The organism is Sinorhizobium sp. NG07B (assembly GCF_002532005.1).
Taxonomy (GTDB): domain Bacteria; phylum Pseudomonadota; class Alphaproteobacteria; order Rhizobiales; family Rhizobiaceae; genus Sinorhizobium; species Sinorhizobium fredii_C.
Genome location: NZ_NWTD01000003.1, coordinates 826518 through 844505 on the forward strand (window position 1 = coordinate 826518; position 17988 = coordinate 844505).

At 63.8% G+C, this 17988-nt stretch carries 15 protein-coding genes; 11 read left to right on the top strand and 4 right to left on the bottom strand.

Annotated elements, in window-relative coordinates; all coding sequences use genetic code 11:
• Nucleotides 1–34 precede the first annotated feature (34 nt).
• The 4 genes from CO664_RS13765 to gcl form a co-directional block, all read right to left on the bottom strand.
• Complete coding sequence (locus CO664_RS13765; protein WP_097539068.1) at nt 35–1303, bottom strand: glycerate kinase; 1269 nt, start codon at nt 1301–1303, stop codon at nt 35–37.
• A 244-nt stretch (nt 1304–1547) separates the two neighbouring features.
• Nucleotides 1548–2432, bottom strand: coding sequence for a 2-hydroxy-3-oxopropionate reductase (locus CO664_RS13770; protein WP_037419094.1), 885 nt, complete (start codon nt 2430–2432; stop codon nt 1548–1550).
• Nucleotides 2433–2438: 6 nt separating this feature from the next.
• Nucleotides 2439–3254 carry a hydroxypyruvate isomerase gene (gene hyi, locus CO664_RS13775; RefSeq protein WP_097539069.1) on the bottom strand — a complete coding sequence of 272 codons (816 nt, stop codon included), beginning with the start codon at nt 3252–3254 and terminating at the stop codon, nt 2439–2441.
• Between the two features lie 69 nt (nt 3255–3323).
• On the bottom strand, nt 3324–5108 hold the full coding sequence (gene gcl, locus CO664_RS13780) for a glyoxylate carboligase (protein ID WP_037419090.1): 1785 nt from the start codon (nt 5106–5108) through the stop codon (nt 3324–3326).
• 166 nt (nt 5109–5274) lie between these two features.
• Between gcl and CO664_RS13785 the strand changes: the two genes are divergently transcribed.
• The 11 genes from CO664_RS13785 (at nt 5275) to CO664_RS13835 (ending at nt 17965) form a co-directional block, all read left to right on the top strand.
• Nucleotides 5275–6096: an IclR family transcriptional regulator gene (locus CO664_RS13785; RefSeq protein WP_097539070.1), complete on the top strand. Its 822-nt coding sequence runs from the start codon at nt 5275–5277 to the stop codon at nt 6094–6096.
• Nucleotides 6097–6194: 98 nt separating this feature from the next.
• Nucleotides 6195–7031 carry a bifunctional allantoicase/(S)-ureidoglycine aminohydrolase gene (locus CO664_RS13790; RefSeq protein ID WP_097525813.1) on the top strand — a complete coding sequence of 279 codons (837 nt, stop codon included), beginning with the start codon at nt 6195–6197 and terminating at the stop codon, nt 7029–7031.
• A gap of 85 nt (nt 7032–7116) precedes the next feature.
• The gene (gene ligD / locus CO664_RS13795; RefSeq protein WP_097539071.1) at nt 7117–9579 is read left to right on the top strand and encodes a DNA ligase D; all 2463 of its coding nucleotides are present in this window, start codon (nt 7117–7119) and stop codon (nt 9577–9579) included.
• Between the two features lie 25 nt (nt 9580–9604).
• Nucleotides 9605–10489, top strand: coding sequence for a Ku protein (locus tag CO664_RS13800; RefSeq protein WP_097539072.1), 885 nt, complete (start codon nt 9605–9607; stop codon nt 10487–10489).
• Nucleotides 10489–11577, top strand: coding sequence for a tetratricopeptide repeat protein (locus CO664_RS13805; protein ID WP_097539073.1), 1089 nt, complete (start codon nt 10489–10491; stop codon nt 11575–11577). The genes CO664_RS13800 and CO664_RS13805 overlap by 1 nt, the downstream gene beginning before the upstream one ends.
• A 90-nt stretch (nt 11578–11667) precedes the next feature.
• Nucleotides 11668–12306, top strand: coding sequence for an alpha/beta fold hydrolase (locus CO664_RS13810; protein WP_037419076.1), 639 nt, complete (start codon nt 11668–11670; stop codon nt 12304–12306).
• A gap of 6 nt (nt 12307–12312) precedes the next feature.
• Nucleotides 12313–13086, top strand: a complete 774-nt coding sequence (xth, locus tag CO664_RS13815) for an exodeoxyribonuclease III (protein ID WP_097539074.1) — start codon at nt 12313–12315, stop codon at nt 13084–13086.
• Between the two features lie 78 nt (nt 13087–13164).
• Nucleotides 13165–14052, top strand: coding sequence for an NAD(P)-dependent oxidoreductase (locus CO664_RS13820; RefSeq protein WP_097525808.1), 888 nt, complete (start codon nt 13165–13167; stop codon nt 14050–14052).
• Between the two features lie 252 nt (nt 14053–14304).
• Nucleotides 14305–15114 carry a TIM barrel protein gene (locus CO664_RS13825; RefSeq protein WP_097525807.1) on the top strand — a complete coding sequence of 270 codons (810 nt, stop codon included), beginning with the start codon at nt 14305–14307 and terminating at the stop codon, nt 15112–15114.
• A 236-nt stretch (nt 15115–15350) separates the two neighbouring features.
• Nucleotides 15351–16280 (top strand): sugar ABC transporter substrate-binding protein, encoded by a 930-nt coding sequence (locus tag CO664_RS13830; RefSeq protein WP_097525806.1) that lies wholly within the window; start codon nt 15351–15353, stop codon nt 16278–16280.
• A 143-nt stretch (nt 16281–16423) separates the two neighbouring features.
• Complete coding sequence (locus CO664_RS13835; RefSeq protein WP_097525972.1) at nt 16424–17965, top strand: sugar ABC transporter ATP-binding protein; 1542 nt, start codon at nt 16424–16426, stop codon at nt 17963–17965.
• The last annotated feature ends 23 nt before the right edge of the window (nt 17966–17988 follow it).

Below are 17988 nucleotides of genomic sequence, written 5' to 3' on the forward strand. Positions count from 1 at the left end.
CCTCCCGTTTGTTGTCGTTTGCTCCCGGCCGCGCTCATTGGATCAGCATCGCCCGAAAGTCGTTGATGTTGGTGCCGGTCGGCCCGGGCTTGAAGAGGTCGCCGAGCGCATCGAAGGCCGACCAGCTGTCGTTGCGCTGAAGCAACGCCGCCGCATCGATCCGCTGCTGAAACAGCCGGGCGATCGTCGTGGCGTCGGCGAAAGCGCCGGCATTGTCCTCCGAGCCATCGATCCCGTCGGTGTCGGCCGCCAGCGCCGAAATGCCGCCGACGCCGTCAATGCCGAGAGAGAGCGACAGCAGGAACTCGCTGTTGCGACCGCCTCGGCCGGCGCCTCTCACCGTCACGGTGGTTTCGCCGCCGGAGAGCAGGACAACCGGCTTTTCGAAGGGACGGCTGCGGGTCGCCACCTCGCGCGCAATCGCCGCATGCACCAGCCCGACATCACGGGCCTCGCCCTCGATCGAATCCGAAAGAATAATTGCCTCGACGCCTGAGGCACGCGCTTGGGTCACGGCCGCCTCCAACGAGACGCCGGCCGAGGCGATCAGCCGAACCTCGTTTCGGGCAAAACGCGGATCGTCAGGCCTTGGTGCATCCGCCGCTTCACCCGCCAGCCATGTGTGAACGCGTTCCGGCAGCGCCAAGCGGTAGCGCTCGATGATTTTCAACGCATCGGCACGCGTACTGTTGTCGGCGATCGTCGGACCGGAGGCCACCAATGCCGGATCGTCGCCGGTTATGTCGGAGACGACGAGCGATACGACCCGCGCGGGGTAAGCGGCAGCGGCCAGCCGCCCGCCCTTGATCACCGAGACGTGCTTGCGCACGGCATTCATCGCCCGGATCGGCGCGCCCGAAGCCAGCAAGGCGCGGTTGACGGCAATTTCGTCCTCGAGCGAGAGCCCTGGCGGCGGCAGCGGCAGCAGCGCCGAACCGCCGCCGCAGATCAGCGCCACGACGAGGTCGTCCTTCGTCAGGCCGCCGACCTCGGAAAGCAGTCGTTTCGAGGCCTGGAGCCCGCTTTCATCCGGCAAGGGGTGCGAGGCTTCGAGCACGTCGATGTGTCTGCAAGGAACACCGAAACCGTAGCGCGTTACGACGGCGCCGCTGAACGGCCCTTGCCACAGTGCCTCGAAGGCCTGCGCCATCTGTGCAGCACCCTTTCCGGCGCCAATGACCACGGTGCGGCCCCTAGGCCGTTGCGGCAGATTGGCCGCAAGAACGCGCGCCGGATCGGCGGCGGCGACCGCCGAAGCGAACAACGATTCCAGGAATTGACGCGGATCGGCGATGACGGCCATTTTTCCTCCTGTTCGCAAATGCCCGGGCGGCGGCTCCTCCTTCCGCCGCCCGGATGCATGATTGCCGCAGTGGATGGGGACGCCCGCCGGGCCGATCATGCGCGATTCTAAAGCATGGAGCGGGGTGCGGGCGGAAAACCGCACACACTTTCCTCATCCCGCTCCAGCGCAGCGCCCGAAATCGGCATCGATTTTCGGAAAGCACGATGCCTAGATTCAACGTGTTACAGCGCCGCGCTGTAGTTCAGGCGACCTCGTGGTTCGCCATGCGCTCAAGCGCCCGAACCAGACCCGAATGGTCGAGGCCGCTGTCGCCATTGGCGGCGCAGTTGTTGAAGAGCTCCTGCGTCGCCGCCGTGTTCGGCAGCGAGATGCCAAGGCTCTTCGCCCCCTGCAGCGCCAGGTTCAGATCCTTCTGGTGCAGCGAGATGCGGAAGCCCGGCTCGAAGGTCCGCTTAATCATCCGATCGCCGTGAACCTCGAGAATCCGCGAAGAGGCAAAGCCGCCCATCAACGCCTCGCGGACGCGGGCCGGGTCGGCGCCCGCCTTGGAGGCGAAGACCAGCGCCTCGGAAACCGCCTCGATTGTCAGCGCGACGATGATCTGGTTGGCAACCTTGGTGACCTGGCCGTCCCCGCAATCGCCGACGAGGGTGATGTTCTTGCCCATCAGCTTGAACAGCGGCAAGGCGCGCTCGAAGGAGTCCGGCGTGCCGCCGGCCATGATGCTGAGCGTAGCATTCTTGGCACCGACCTCACCGCCCGAAACCGGCGCGTCTATATATTCCGCCCCGGTTTCGCGGATCCGCCTGGCGAACTCCTTCGTCTCGATCGGCGAAATCGAGCTCATGTCGATGACCAGCTTGCCCTTGCCGAGGCCATAGGAAACGCCGTTCTCGCCGAAGAGAACATCCTTCACTTCCGGCGTGTCCGGCAGCATCAGGATGATCGTGTCGACGGTTTCGGCGAGCGCCTTCGGCGTTTCGGCGAACTGTAGGCCATGATCAAGCAGTTCCTGACGCGGCGGGATCGCGAATTTCGACGTGATGATGGTGTGGCCTGCATCCTGCAGGTGGCGCGCCATCGGCGTGCCCATGATGCCCAGTCCGATAAAGCCGATAGATGCCATTTTTGCTTAGCTCCTGATCTTGATGATGTCTGCGGATCGGTTGCGCTTGCGCTCGGCCCCGAGCCAGCCGAGCCCCTCCGTCGTGGTCGTGCGCGGCTTGTATTCGCAACCGATCCAGCCCTCGTAGCCGGCGGCTTCCAGCGCATCGAAAACGAAGGGGTAGTTAATCTCGCCGGTGCCCGGCTCGTTGCGGCCCGGATTGTCGGCGAGCTGGACATGCGCAATCCGGTCCGAATAGCGCTTATAGGTGCCGATCAGTTCGCCCTCGGTCCGCTGCTGGTGGTAAAGGTCGCACTGTATGAACAGGTTATCGCTGCCGACCTCCTCGATGATCGCGGCCGCCTGCCCAACCGTATTGAGATAAAAGCCGGGAATGTCGAAGCGGTTGATCGGTTCGATCAGCAGGCGGATGCCATGCTTGCCGAGTTCGCTCGCCGCGAGCCTCAGATTGGCAACAAGGGTCGTGCGCAGCACGCGGTCCGGCACTCCGTCCGGCGCGATGCCGACGAGGCAATTGACCTGCTTGCAATCGAGCGCCATCGCATAATCGATGGCGGTTGCGACACCCCTGCGGAATTCGTCGATCCGATCCGGCAGGATGGCGATGCCGCGTTCGCCGCGCGCCCAGTCGCCGGCGGGAAGGTTGTGAAGAACCTGCGTCAGTCCGTAGCGATCGAGAGCGCTGCGCAAGGCTATTTTCTCGAATTCATAGGGAAACAGATATTCCACGCCTTCGAAGCCAGCCTTGGCGGCAAGTGCGAAGCGGTCGAGGAACGGCGCCTCATTGAACAGCATGGTCAGGTTTGCCGCAAATCTCGGCATGCGGTTACTCCTCTGGAAGGGGAAGCAGGATGCGGCCGGAAGACCTCCCTCATCCTGCTGTTGATGGTTTCAATCGAGCAGGGCGGCGATTGCGGTCGGCGCGTCCTCGCCGCGTTCGGCAAGCTCCTCGAACTCGACGACCGCATTGATGTCGGCGCCCATGGCGATGTTGGTGACGCGCTCGAGGATGAATTCGATGACGACCGGCACCTGGTGTTCCTCCATCAGCGCCTGCGCCCGTTCGAAGGCATCGGCGAACTCATTGGGGTTCCTGACGCGGATCGCCTTGCAGCCGAGGCCTTCGGCGACGGCCACGTGATCGACGCCGTAACCCTTCTCGGCGTCGCCGTTGGCATTGATGTTGTCGAAGGCGAGGCTTACCTCGAAATCCATGTCGAAGCCGCGCTGGGCCTGACGGATCAGGCCGAGATAGGAGTTGTTGACGACGACATGCAGGTAGGGGAGCTTGTGCTGCGCCCCGACCGCGAGTTCCTCGATCAGAAACTGGAAATCGTAGTCGCCCGAAAGCGCGACGATCGGGCGGTTTGGGTCCGCGGCGCGGACGCCGAGCGCTGCCGGCAGCGTCCAGCCGAGCGGACCCGCCTGACCGCAGTTGATCCAATTGCGCGGTCTGTAGACATGCAGGAACTGCGCCCCGGCGATCTGGCTCAAGCCGATGGTCGAGACGTAGCAGGTGTTACGGCCGAAGGCCTTGTTCATCTCCTCGTAGACGCGCTGGGGCTTCAGTGGCGTCTGGTCGTAATGGGTCTTGCGCAGCATGGTGCGCTTGCGTTCGCGGCATTCGGCCGCCCAGGCAGACCAGTCTCGCAACTTGCCGGCAGTCTTCCATTCGGTCGCAACGTCGAGGAAGAGTTTGAGGGCGGCGCCTGCATCCGAGACGATGCCGAAATCCGGCGCGAAGACGCGGCCGATCTGCGTCGGCTCGATATCGACATGGATAAACTTGCGTCCTTCCGTATAGATCGGGACGTTACCGGTGTGGCGGTTGGCCCAGCGGTTGCCAATGCCGAAGACGAAATCCGAGGCAAGCAGCGTCGCGTTGCCGTAGCGATGCGAGGTCTGCAGACCGCACATGCCGGCCATCAACGGGTGGTCGTCGGGGATCGCGCCCCAACCCATCAGCGTCGGGATGACCGGAACGCCGGTGATCTCGGCAAATTCGGTGAGGAGGTCCGACGCATCCGCATTGATGATGCCGCCGCCGGCGACGATCAGCGGCCGTTCCGCCGCGTTCAGCATGGCAAGCGCTTTTTCGGCCTGGACGCGCGTCGCGGCCGGCTTGTAGGGCGCGAGCGGCTCATAGGTCTCCGGATCGAACTCGATCTCGGCAAGCTGGACGTCGACCGGCAGGTCGATCAGAACCGGACCGGGACGGCCGGAGCGCATCAGATGGAACGCCTTCTGGAAGACGAAGGGAACGAGCGCCGGCTCCATGACCGTGACCGCCCACTTGGCGACGGGCGCCGCGATCTTGGCGATGTCGACTGCCTGGAAATCCTCCTTGTCGAGACGCGCCCGCGGCGCCTGTCCCGTGATGCAGAGGATCGGGATCGAATCGGCCGAGGCCGAGTAGAGGCCGGTAATCATGTCGGTGCCGGCCGGGCCGGACGTGCCAATGCAGACGCCGATATTGCCGTGCTTTGCCCGCGTGTAGCCCTCGGCCATGTGGGAGGCGCCTTCGACGTGACGGGCGAGAATATGGCGGATCGATCCGCGCGCTTTGAGCGCCGAATAGAGCGGATTGATCGCCGCCCCCGGGACCCCGAAGGCACAATCGATCCCCTCCTTTTCCAGAACATGAACCGCTGCATCGACAGCACGCATCTTGGCCATGGGAACTCCTCCTGTTGAGTGGGATGCTAACCCATATGCCGCGGCGATCAACAAATTTATGGAAATCATTCCCATCATGTGGAAATAAACATCTTCAACAAATATGAGAAAATCAGACGCAATCGCGATAGAGCATGATGATGAGAAGCGATTTGGAGTCGGACTGATGGAGTCGACAGTCAAAGGCAAGCGCGGGCGCAAGGCGGCAGAGAATGCCGCCCCCTCCTCCGTCCAGGTTCTGGACCGGAGCCTGTCGCTGCTTGCCATCGTCGCCGAGGGTGACGGCTCGACCCTGACTTCTCTCTCGGAGCGGACCGGCATGGCGCCCTCGACGGTGCACCGGCTGCTCAGTTCGCTTGCCAGTCACGGCATGGTGACGAACGACGGCGACACCGGCACCTGGACCGTCGGCGTCAAGGCCTTCGAGATCGGCAATGCTTTCCTGCGCTTCCGCAAGCTCGGCACGATCAGCCGGCCCTTCCTGAAGCAACTGATGGAGAAGAGCGGCGAGACGGCCAATATCGGCATCGAGGACGACGGCGACGTGGTTTTCATATCCCAGGTCGAGAGCCACGCGCCGATGCGCGCCTTCTTCCGCCCCGGCCGCCGCGGGCCGATCCATGCATCCGGTATCGGCAAGGCGATCCTCGCCACATGGTCGGACACCGAGATCGCCAAGGCACTTAACGGCAGAACGCTTGCGCACTTCACCGAGCGCACACTCGATACGCTCCCGGCGCTCCTCGCCGATATCACGGAGACCCGCTTTCGCGGCTGGTCGATCGACGACGAGGAGCATACGCTTGGCATGCGCTGCATCGCGGCGCCCGTCTTCAACGAATATGGCGAGGCGATCGGCGGCATCTCGATCTCCGGCCCCACGGTCCGCATCGACGACGCCAAGCTCACGATCATCGGGCCTGTCGTCCGCCGGACAGCCGACGCGTTGACGCACGCCATCGGCGGGCACAGACCGGAGGAGCGCTAGTAAAACCCCCTGGCCTGCCGACAAACGGCGCCACAGCGATTTACCACCGCCGGGATCGGCAGAGCCCGGCTCACCAGCCACCCCGATAGGCGAGAAAGATGAAGAGCAACTACTATTTCCCCGAAGGCGGGCATCCGCCGCAAACGAACCTGCTGACGGATCGGGCGGTGTTCACCGAAGCCTATGCGATCATTCCGAAGGGGGTGATGCGCGACATCGTCACCAGCTACCTGCCGCATTGGACGAATACCCGTCTGTGGGTCCTCTCGCGTCCTCTGTCAGGCTTCGCCGAAACATTCTCGCAATACATCATGGAGGTCGGGCCTTCTGGGGGAAGCGACCAACCTGAAAGCGATCCGCGCGCAGAAGCCGTGTTGTTCGTGGTCGACGGCGAGTTCCGGCTGACGATCGGCGGTGAGACCCACCGGATGCAGCCCGGCGGCTACGCCTTCATCCCGCCCGGCGCCGACTGGAGCCTCCACAATGACGGTTCCACGCCGGCCCGATTCCACTGGTTCCGCAAAGCCTACGAAAAGGTCGATGGAATCCCTCTCCCCGAACCGATCGTCACCAACGAACGTGAAATCACCCCGACGCCGATGCCCGATACGGACGGCCGCTGGGCGACGACCCGCTTCGTCGATCCGTCCGACATGCGCCACGACATGCATGTGACGATCGTCACTTTCGAGCCGGGCGGCGTCATTCCCTTCATGGAGACCCATGTGATGGAACACGGCCTCTACGTTCTCGAGGGCAAGGCGGTCTACCGCCTCAACGCCGATTGGGTCGAGGTCGAAGCCGGCGACTATATGTGGCTCAGGGCCTTCTGCCCGCAGGCCTGCTATGCCGGCGGTCCGGGCAAGTTCCGTTATCTGCTCTACAAGGACGTCAACCGCCATATGGCGCTCGGCACGCCGGGTCGGTGCGCTTGAGCTGAGCCACGCGAGCCGGGGCACTTCGTTGCGGCTCGCGTCAGCCGATATTGCGGGTTCGATGGATAAGCCATAGCTTGGTCGCATGGCGACGTCGAAGCTTGAGGCCTACCGCAAGAAGCGCGATTTTTCGAAGACGCCGGAGCCGGCCGGGCGCCCGGCCGGCGGCGGCAACCGTTTCGTCGTGCACAAGCATCATGCGACTGCAGACCATTACGATCTGAGGCTCGAAGTCGGCGGCGTGCTGAAGAGCTGGGCGGTCCCCAAGGGCCCCTCGCTCAACCCGGCCGACAAGCGCCTGGCGGTCGAGACCGAGGACCATCCGATTGACTATATCGACTTCGAAGGCGTCATTCCGGAGGGCCAATATGGCGCCGGGCCGATGATCGTCTGGGACACCGGTGTGTGGGCGCCGATGGACGATGTCGAGGAGAGCCTGCGCAAGGGCGCTTTCAAGTTTCGCCTGGCCGGCGAAAAGCTCAACGGCGGCTGGATGCTGACGCGGCTGAAGGCGAGGCCCGGCGAAGAGGACGATCGCAACTGGCTTCTCTTCAAGGAACGCGATCCGGCCGCCGATCCCTCCATCGATATTCTTGCCGCCCGGCCGGAAAGCGTCAAATCGGGGCGGCGGATCGAGGAGCTCGTTGAAAAGCCGACGCCAGCCGCCAAGACGGTGAAGCTCAAGCCGGGCGCTCTTCCCGGCGCGACGAAGGCACCGATGCCGACACGCATCGAACCGCAACTCGCAATGCCAACCGCCGCACCGCCGGACAGTGCCCCCGGGCGCGAGGTGTGGCTGCATGAGATCAAGTTCGATGGCTACCGCACGATGGCGCACTTATCCAGCGGCGAGGTGCGCCTCATCACCCGCGGCGGCCTCGACTGGACGCGACGCTACGGTGATCTGCCGGAGGCGTTTCGCCGGCTGTCGTGCCCCGAAGCCGTCATCGATGGCGAAATCGTCGTGCTCGACGAGGAGGGCATCAGCCGTTTTGCGCTCCTTCAGGAGGCGCTTTCCGCCGGCGCAGGCAACCGGCTGGTGTTCTATGCCTTCGATCTTCTGCATCTCGACGGCTGGAACCTCGCCGCTGTCCCGCTCGAGAAGCGCAAGGCTCTGCTCAAGCAGGTGCTCGCGGCGCAACTGTCGAGCCGCTCCGCCATCCAGTTGAGCGATCACGTCATCGGCGACGGGCGCGCCTTTTACCAGCAGGCCTCGGAACTGGGGCTCGAGGGTGTCATTTCCAAACGCGCCTCGGCGCCCTACCAGAGCGGCCGCTCCAAGACCTGGACCAAGACCAAGGCGCTGAAGGCGGAAGATTTCGTCATCGCCGGCTATACCATGTCGGAAGCCGCCGAAGGCCTTGCCGCGCTCGCGCTCGGCGAATGGGTCGACGGCGAACTGCAATATCGCGGCAAGGTCGGAACCGGCTTTGACGCCGAAACGCTGAAACAATTGCTGGCGCGGCTGGAGCCGCTGAGGGCAGGTGCGGCGAAGCTCGAGGGTGCTCCGAAGGAGATCATCTGGGTCCGACCGGTATTGAGGGCGCGCATTCACTACGGGAATCGAACAGCCGACAATATTCTGCGCCATGCGGTGTTCCGGGGCCTCCGTGACGTCGACCTCTCGACGCCAGTTTCACCGCGGCAAAAACGGCTGATCTCCGACGCGGACCTGGCCAGCATCTCGATCACCAATCCGACCCGGCGCCTGTTCGGCAAGTCCGGCCCGACCAAGCTCGACCTCGCCGTCTACTACGCCATGATCGGCGATTTCATGCTGCCGCACATCCTCGGCCGACCCGTCTCTCTGGTGCGCTGCCCGACGGGAAAAACGGCGGACTGCTTCTTTCAGCGCCACCCCTTCACCGGCATGCCGCCTTCGGTCGCGACCTTCCAAACCGCCAACTCGGACGGCGAAACCAGAACTTATCTTTCCGTCGAGGATGCGAAATCCTATCTGGCGCTGGCGCAGTTCGGCGTCGTCGAATTCCACAATTGGGGTACGACGCGCATGCTGCTCGACAAGCCCGATCGCATGGTCTTCGACCTCGACCCCGGCGAAGGTGTCGCCTGGCGGGTAGTGGTCGAAGCGGCCATTCACATCAAGGCCGAACTCGAGGCGGTCGGCCTCGTCCCCTTCGTCAAGACCTCGGGCGGCAACGGCCTCCATGTCGTCCTGCCGGTCAGACCGAAGTTTAACTGGAAGAAGTTCCACCAGGCGGCAAGCGCGATCGCCGCCCGCCTGGCGGCGACCGCGCCGGAGACCTTCACCACCACCATGGGCAAGGGCAATCGCGTAAGGCGCATCTTCATCGACTTCCACCGCAATGCGCGCAGCCATACCTGGGCCGCACCCTATTCGCTGCGCGCCCGTACCAACCTGCCGGCCTCGACGCCGCTCAGTTGGTCCGATCTCGAAGCTATCGACGCTCCGGGGGATTTGAACTATTCTTCGCTGCCAGGCCTTCTGGCCACATCCGGCGATCCCTGGGCCGACATCGGCGACTTCGCCAGGGAACTGCCGCCTCAGTCCGGGACGGAAAAGTAATCGTAGTGCCGCGTAGGAGACCACCATGGCACCCAGGGCAAGTTGGAAGGGATATCTCAGACTCAGTCTCGTGAGCTGCCCGGTTAGGCTTTATCCGGCCACCAGCAGCAGCGAACGCATTACATTCAATCAGTTGCACAAGGATACCCACAACCGGATCAACATGAAGCCGGTCGATCCGGAGCTTGGCCTTGTCGAACGATCCGACCTGGTGAAGGGCTACGAATACGAGGACAAGAAATACATCGTCATCGACGAGGCCGACCTCGACAGCGTCAGGATCGAATCGAACCACACGATGAACATCGAGGCCTTCGTCGAGGAAGGCTCCGTCGACGTGATCTACCAGGATGCGCCCTATTATCTGGCGCCGGACGGGGCGATGGCCGAGGAGACCTTCATCGTCCTGCGGGAGGCCCTGCGGCGGAGCGGCAAGCTCGCCATCGCCCGCCTGGTACTCTCGAGCCGTGAACGAGTGATCACTATCGGCCCACGCGAGACCGGCATGTTCGTCTGCACGCTCAGGAACCCGAACGAGGTGCGCGGCACGGCCGAATATTTCGGCAACATTCCGGTCGGCAGTCCCGACCCGGAAATGCTGCAGCTCGCCGAGGCGCTCATCCAGCAAAAGACCACGACCTTCGATCCGAAGAACTACGAGGATCGCTACGAGATCGCGCTGATGCAGATGATCCGCGAAAAATTGAAGGGCCATAAGCCGATCATCGCGGCGCCGCCTGACCGCGGCAACGTCATCAACCTGATGGATGCGTTGAAGGCGAGCCTGTCGCAGACGAAGCCGCCGGCCAAAAGCAAGAGCAAAACCGAGCCGACTGCCAAGCCCGCAGCGAAGAGCGCTGCCGCCAAACCCGCCGCGGCAAAGAAGACGACCACACAGAAGAAGGCCTGATGGCGGTCGCCGGCAAGACATTCGGCATCGTCGGGCCGCTCGCCGCTTATCCGCGGCGGCTAATCGCACGGGAGGTCGAACGCCAGGGCGGACATCTGCGACGCGGCGTCACCCGGCAAACTACCCATGTGGTCTTCGGCCGCGGCTTACTCCTGAAGGCAACCGATGCGGACATCGAGGCGCGTTTCGAACGGGAGGCCGTCTTCGGACGGCGCCTGCTCAGCGAAAACGGCTTCCTTCGGCTCCTGGGCCTCGCGACCGCACCGGAAACGTCGGCGCTGCCGCGGCAACCGCTGATCGACCAGGCGAAGATCGCGCCTCGCCTCTTCGACCTGCTGTCGCTGTTCGACGCCTTCGAACACGACAGCGAACCCTACTCATTCCGCGACGTGATCCTCGCCCGCAAGTATGCCGGACTGATCTCAAGCGGCGCTGGCTGGGGGACGATCGCGCGCTCCGTCCAGCGATCCAGCCATGTCGCTTCGCTGACGACGCTGTCGCTCCATCACGAAGGCTCGAGGACGATTTATGCCCGGCGGGCCGAGGGCCTGAGCGAACTCGATGGGCAGTTACTGCTCGACCTCGGCGCCGTCGAGGAGGCGGAACTCGAGGAGCTCTTCGCGCAAGCCGAGGAGGCCGAGCAAGAAGGCGAATATGACCAAGCAGCCTCCATCTATCAGCGTTACCTCGCCATCGACCGCACCGACTCCGTCGCCGCCTTCAACCGCGCCAACTGCCTTCGCGCTGCCGGCCGCGAACTGGATGCCGCGCATGACTACGCCCGGGCGCTTAAGCTCGACCCCTCATTTGCCGAGGCCTGGTTCAACCTCGCCGGGCTCATGGGCGAGCGCGGCCGCATCGACACCGCCCGCAGATACCTTCAAAAGGCGATCGACGTCGGCGGCGATTACGCTGATGCGATCTTCAACCTGGCAAAGCTCGAATTCGATGCCGGCGATCTCGGCGAGGCACGCCGTTGGTGGAAGCGTTATCTCGAACTCGACAGGGATTCCGAATGGGCGCGAACCGCCGAGCGCGGCGTGCAGTTCGTGAACCTTCACCTTCTCCCGACGGCGCCCAGCGCCTGAACAGGTGCGGCCTGTGGCGCTTTGGATCGCCGCATGATCTTATCCTGAGATCGCCTGATAAACGGAATCATCCAGAGGACGGCTGCCTGAATGGTCGGAAAGTTCCTGTTCGACGGACCGGAGGACGCGCCGGTCACCATTCTTCTTGCCCATGGCGCCGGCGCGCCGATGGATTCGGCCTCGATGAGCGCCACGGCCAGGGCGCTCGCGGAGGCAGGCTTCCGCGTCGTCCGGTTCGAATTCGGCTATATGGCGGCGCGGCGCACCGGCGAGCGCAAGCCCCCGCCCCGCGCCGAAACGCTCAATCCGGAATATCGCGCCGCGGTCGCCGAACTCGGCGCGAAGGGCCCGCTAATCATCGGCGGCAAGTCGATGGGCGGACGCGTCGCCAGCATGGTCGCCGACGAGCTTCATGCCGGGGGTAAAGTCGCCGGGCTCATCTGCCTCGGCTATCCTTTCCACCCGCCGGCCAAACCCGAGCAGCTCCGCACCAGGCATCTCGCCGGGCTCCAGACGCCGACGCTGATCTGCCAGGGAACCCGCGACGAGTTCGGCACGCGCGAAGAGGTTCGGGGCTATACGCTGTCCGACCAGATCGAAGTTCTCTGGCTGGAGGACGGCGACCATGACCTGAAACCGCGCAAGAGCATCTCCGGCTTCTCCGCGGCCGATCATCTGAAAACGCTCGCTGACGCTGTCACGCGCTGGGCCGGCGACTTGGTCCGCTGAGCCCGCATGAAGATTGCCACCTTCAACATCAACGGCGTCAACAAGCGGCTGGACAACCTGCTGGCTTGGCTCGCAGCGGCCGAGCCGGATGTCATCTGCCTGCAGGAGCTCAAGGCAACGGACGGGCAGTTTCCGAAGCAGGCGATCGAGGCCGCAGGCTATGGCGCCGTCTGGCGAGGCCAATCGGCTTGGAACGGCGTGGCAATCCTTGCCCGCGACGGCGAACCGGTCCTGACACGCACGGACCTGCCCGGCGACCCATCCGACACGCAGAGCCGGTATATCGAGGCGGCCGTGAACGGCATCCTGATCGCCTCGCTCTACGCCCCGAACGGCAATCCGCAGCCGGGCCCGAAATTCGACTACAAGCTCGCCTGGCACCAGCGCCTCGCCAGCCACGCCGCCGACCTGTTCGACACCGGCCTGCCGGTCGTGCTTGCCGGCGACTACAATGTCGTCCCGGAACCGCGCGACATCTATCCGACCCGCTCCTACGACGACAACGCCCTCATCCAGCCGCAAAGCCGCTCCACCTTCCGGCAATTGCTCGAGCAGGGGTGGCTCGATGCGCTGCGCAAGATCTACCCGGACGAGCAGCTTTTCACCTTCTGGGACTATCGCCGCAATCGTTGGCAGCGAAACGCCGGCCTGCGGCTCGATCACATCCTGCTCAGTCGAAAACTCAGGCGCCGGCTGACCGGCGCCGGCATCGACCGGGACGTGCGCGCGTGGGAAAATGCCAGCGACCACGCGCCGGTGTTGGTCACCTTGAGAGATTAGCAGGCGGAGCGGCCAGAATTTCGGTCTGGCGATCCCGCGCCAATCGTGCACCATGGCGTCAGCACCATGGAGGCGAACATGACAAAGGCGAATGTGGGTTTCATCGGGCTCGGGCTGATGGGCCAGGGCATGGCCGCCAACATCCTGAAAAAGGGCTGGCCGCTCTCGGTCATGGCGCACCGCAACCGCGCGCCGGTCGAGACGCTCGTTGCAGAAGGCGCGAAGGAGGTGAGGACGCCGCGCGAGATGGCGGAGCACTGCGAAGTCATCGTGCTCTGTGTGACCGGCTCGCCTGAAGTGCTGGCCGTCGTCGAAGGCGCGGACGGCATTGCCGCCGCCGGGAGGCCGCTGACGATCGTCGATTGCTCGACCTCCGATCCTTCGGTGACGACGAAGCTCGCTGCGGACCTGGCCCCGAGGCGCATTACGCTCGTCGATGCGCCGCTGAGCCGCACCCCGGCGGACGCCGCCGCCGGCACGCTCGATATCATGGTCGGCGGGGCGGACGAAGACGTGCGTCGCGTCTGGCCGGTGCTTGAGTGCTTTGCGGGCCGCATCATTCACACCGGCCCGACGGGGACCGGCCACACGATGAAGCTGCTCAACAACTTCCTGTCGATGGGCTATGCGGCGCTCTATTCCGAAGCGCTGATGCTCGGGCGAAAGGCCGGCCTCGAACCGGAGATCTTCGACAGCGTGATCCGCGGCGGCCGCATGGATTGCCCCTTCTACCAGACCTTCTTCCGCTGGGTGCTGGAGCGCGACCCGAATGCCCACAAGTTCGCCATCCGCAACGGCTTCAAGGACATGAGCTATCTCGCCGCCTTCGCCAATGCCGCCGGCGTCGCCAATCCGATCGGCGCGGCCGTCAGGAACGCCTTCGCCCAGGCAGTCGGGGCCGGGCGGGGCGAGGACTATGTGCCGATGCTCTCGGATTTCGTTGCCGAGGCCAACGGGGTCAAGTGAACCCACGCGGGCGGAATTTGCCTGGTTCGATCTAGGCTTGACTGTCGAATCCTGAAACCGATCGCCGGCGCATCGCTCCGGCGCTTTGACAGATTCCTCTCATCGCCGCGGCGCAATCTTGCAGGAATGCAATGCCGCTGCACGACTAGGACTTTGACTGGACGCGTCTTCACGGTGAATGTGGTCGCCGAAATGGAACAAACGTTCCGAACAACGGCGACAGCCATTCCAAACATTCCTGGAGGACATCCATTGACCGCCCTTCCCTTCGCCCTCAACCATATGGCCGCTCCGGCGCTGCCGCTCGATGCCTTTTTCGCGCTGGCGAGATCGCTCGGAGTCTCGGCGGTGGAAATTCGCAACGACCTTTCGGGCAATGCCATTCTCGACGGCACGACGCCCTCTAAGGTGAAGGCGCTTGCGGAAAGAGACGGACTGACGATCATTTCGATCAACGCCCTGCAGCGCTTCAACGAATGGAACGAGGCACGGGAGGCGGAGGCGCGCGAGCTCATTTCCTATGCGCGCGATTGCGGCGCCGAGGCTCTGGTGCTGGTGCCTGTCAATGACGGCAGCGGCCAGGAGGACGGCGAGCGCCAGGCCAATCTTCGTAGGGCTTTGCGAGCCCTGAAGCCGCTGCTCGATGCGGCCGGCGTCATCGGCCTTGTCGAGCCGCTCGGCTTCGAAATCTGCTCGCTGCGCTCCAAGACCGAGGCCGCCGAGGCGATTCGGGAAATCGGCGGCGAGACCTTCCGGCTCGTCCACGATACCTTCCACCATCACCTCGCCGGCGAGGACGCTTTCTTCCCGGAACTGACCGGCCTCGTCCACATTTCCGGTGTCAGCGACGAGGCTGTTGCGGTCTCCGAAATGCGCGACCCGCACAGGATTCTGGTCGACGCTGCAGACCGGCTGGACAATGCGGGACAGATCCGTCGGCTTCGCGCCGAAGGCTACGAAGGTCCCTTCTCGTTCGAGCCCTTCGCGCCTTCCGTCCATGCCTTGAGCGAGCCGGCCACGGCCGTTCGTAAGAGCATGGATTACCTGCAATCCCGCGCCTGATCGCTTGACGGGAGTGAGGGCGCGGAAATTGGCCCCGGCGCCGCAAGATGCACTTGACGGCGTCCCGATAAAATGGAATACATATTCCGTCTTTGCGAACCACTGGTTTGTTTGTTCCGTTTTCATCAGAAGCGCAACGGGAGTGTTGCTTCTGACAGGAGATGAGCTCGATCAACGAGAATCGAGTTTCCGGCAAGAAAAGGTGTGGCCGGCACCAAAGTGGAGGAGAAGTAGACATGAAGAAATTCATTCTGGGCACTGCGATGGCTGTTATGCTGTCGACGGCTGCGCATGCGGAGACGATCGGCGTCTCGATGGCGCTGTTCGACGACAACTTCCTGACGGTTCTGCGCAACGGCATGCAGGACTATGCCAAGACGCTGAACGGCGTCGAGCTGCAGATCGAAGACGCGCAGAACGACGTCGCCAAGCAGCAGAGCCAGATCCAGAACTTCATCGCTGCCGGCGTCGACGCGATCATCGTCAACCCGGTCGACACGGATGCAACCGCCGCCATGTCGAAGATCGCCGCAGACGCCGGCATTCCGCTCGTCTACGTCAACCGCGAGCCGGTGAACATCGACTCGCTCCCGGAAAAGCAGGCCTTCGTCGCATCGAACGAAGTCGAATCCGGCACGCTGGAGACGCAGGAAGTCTGCAAGATGCTCGGCGGCAAGGGCAAGGCCGTCGTCATGATGGGCGAACTCTCCAACCAGGCCGCCCGCATGCGCACCAAGGACGTTCACGACGTTCTCGCCACCGACGCCTGCAAGGGGATCGAGATCGTCGAAGAGCAGACCGCCAACTGGTCGCGCACCCAGGGCGCCGACCTGATGACCAACTGGCTTTCCGCCGGCGTTGAGTTCGATGCCGTGATTGCCAATAACGACGAAATGGCGATCGGTGCCATCCAGGCGTTGAAAGCTGCCGGCCGGTCGATGGACTCGGTCGTGATCGGCGGCGTCGACGCCACCCAGGACGCGCTCGCCGCCATGGCTGCCGGCGACCTCGACGTGACCGTATTCCAGAACGCCGCCGGCCAGGGCCAGGGCTCGGTCGATGCCGCGCTGAAGCTCGCCAAGGGCGAACCGGTCGAGAAGAAGGTCTACATCCCCTTCGAGCTCGTCACCAAGGAAAACCTAGCCAAGTACCAGGCCAAGAACTGATCGTTCCTCGTGGGGAGCGCGGCTTCAGCCGCGCTCCCACTCTAAGCGAGTCCAGCCTGAAGCCCGCTTGGGCCTAAGAGAGGGCTGTTCCGCCCGCCGCGTGGACGTTCCGGCCGGGGCCGGAGGATCGGGAGGCAATGACCATGACGCTCAGTCCCACAACGATGGCAGCCGTGCGCGCCAGCGGTGCCGTACCCAATGCCGAATATCTCCTGGCCGCCGAAGGCGTGCGCAAGGAATTCCCGGGCGTCGTCGCGCTCGACGACGTTCAGTTCAAGCTGAAGCGCGGCACCGTGCACGCGCTGATGGGCGAGAACGGTGCCGGCAAGTCGACGCTGATGAAGATCCTCGCCGGCATCTATCACCCAGACCGCGGCGAGGTGAAGCTCCGCGGCGCCGACGTCCAGCTGAAATCGCCGCTCGACGCGCTCGAAAACGGCATCGCCATGATCCATCAGGAACTGAACCTGATGCCGTTCATGACGGTCGCCGAGAACATCTGGATCCGCCGCGAGCCGAAGAACCGCTTCGGCTTCGTCGACCACGGCGAAATGCGCCGCATGACTGCCAAGCTCTTCGAGCGGCTGAAGATCGACATCGATCCGGAAATCGAAGTCCGCCACTTGTCGGTCGCCAACCGGCAGATGGTCGAGATCGCCAAGGCGGTCTCCTACGAATCCGACGTCTTGATCATGGACGAGCCGACCTCCGCACTCACAGAACGCGAGGTGGCGCATCTTTTCGAAATCATCCGGGATCTCCGCTCGCAAGGCATCGGCATCGTCTACATCACCCACAAGATGAACGAGCTGTTCGAGATCGCGGATGAATTCTCGGTTTTCCGCGACGGCAAATATATCGGCACGCACGCCTCCAGCCAGGTCACCCGTGACGACATCATCCGCATGATGGTCGGCCGCGAGATCACCCAGATGTTCCCGAAGGAAGAGGTGCCGATCGGCGACGTCGTGCTGTCGGTCAAGAACCTGACGCTCAACGGCGTCTTCCACGACGTCTCCTTCGACGTGCGCGCCGGCGAAATCCTCGGCGTTGCCGGCCTTGTCGGCTCGGGCCGATCGAATGTCGCCGAGACGTTGTTCGGCGTCACCCCGGCAAGCTCGGGCACGATATCGATCGACGGCAAGGACGTGGTGATCGACAGCCCGAATACGGCGATCAAGAACCGCATGGCGTTCCTGACCGAGGACCGCAAGGACACCGGGTGCCTGCTGATCCTCGACATTCTCGAGAACATGCAGATCGCCGTGCTGCAGGACAAGTTCGTCAAGCGCGGCTTCGTCTCCGAGAAGGAAGTCACCGCCGCCTGCGAGGAGATGAGTCGCAAGCTGCGCGTCAAGACGCCGAACCTGCAGGAGCGCATCGAGAACCTCTCGGGCGGCAACCAGCAGAAGGTGCTGATCGGCCGCTGGCTGCTCACCAATCCGCATATTCTGATCCTGGACGAGCCGACCCGCGGCATCGACGTCGGCGCCAAGGCCGAGATTCACCGCCTGGTGACCGAACTCGCCCGCAACGGTGTCGCCGTCATCATGATCTCGTCGGAAATGCCCGAGGTGCTCGGCATGAGCGACCGGATCATGGTCATGCATGAGGGCCGCGTCACCGGCTTCCTCGACAGGGCAGAAGCCACCCAAATCAAGGTCATGGAACTTGCCGCGCGCTAGCGCAGATGCTGACCGCAGGGAGG

Excerpts from the sequence above, each read along its gene's own strand:
- CO664_RS13800 (WP_097539072.1), top strand. The coding sequence starts at position 9,605 with ATGGCACCCAGGGCAAGTTGGAAGGGATATCTCAGACTCAGTCTCGTG.
- CO664_RS13785 (WP_097539070.1), top strand. The coding sequence starts at position 5,275 with ATGGAGTCGACAGTCAAAGGCAAGCGCGGGCGCAAGGCGGCAGAGAAT.
- ligD (WP_097539071.1), top strand. The coding sequence starts at position 7,117 with ATGGCGACGTCGAAGCTTGAGGCCTACCGCAAGAAGCGCGATTTTTCG.
- CO664_RS13770 (WP_037419094.1), bottom strand. The coding sequence starts at position 2,432 with ATGGCATCTATCGGCTTTATCGGACTGGGCATCATGGGCACGCCGATG.
- CO664_RS13790 (WP_097525813.1), top strand. The coding sequence starts at position 6,195 with ATGAAGAGCAACTACTATTTCCCCGAAGGCGGGCATCCGCCGCAAACG.
- xth (WP_097539074.1), top strand. The coding sequence starts at position 12,313 with ATGAAGATTGCCACCTTCAACATCAACGGCGTCAACAAGCGGCTGGAC.
- CO664_RS13820 (WP_097525808.1), top strand. The coding sequence starts at position 13,165 with ATGACAAAGGCGAATGTGGGTTTCATCGGGCTCGGGCTGATGGGCCAG.
- CO664_RS13835 (WP_097525972.1), top strand. The coding sequence starts at position 16,424 with ATGACGCTCAGTCCCACAACGATGGCAGCCGTGCGCGCCAGCGGTGCC.
- CO664_RS13805 (WP_097539073.1), top strand. The coding sequence starts at position 10,489 with ATGGCGGTCGCCGGCAAGACATTCGGCATCGTCGGGCCGCTCGCCGCT.
- CO664_RS13810 (WP_037419076.1), top strand. The coding sequence starts at position 11,668 with ATGGTCGGAAAGTTCCTGTTCGACGGACCGGAGGACGCGCCGGTCACC.
- hyi (WP_097539069.1), bottom strand. The coding sequence starts at position 3,254 with ATGCCGAGATTTGCGGCAAACCTGACCATGCTGTTCAATGAGGCGCCG.
- CO664_RS13765 (WP_097539068.1), bottom strand. The coding sequence starts at position 1,303 with ATGGCCGTCATCGCCGATCCGCGTCAATTCCTGGAATCGTTGTTCGCT.
- gcl (WP_037419090.1), bottom strand. The coding sequence starts at position 5,108 with ATGGCCAAGATGCGTGCTGTCGATGCAGCGGTTCATGTTCTGGAAAAG.
- CO664_RS13830 (WP_097525806.1), top strand. The coding sequence starts at position 15,351 with ATGAAGAAATTCATTCTGGGCACTGCGATGGCTGTTATGCTGTCGACG.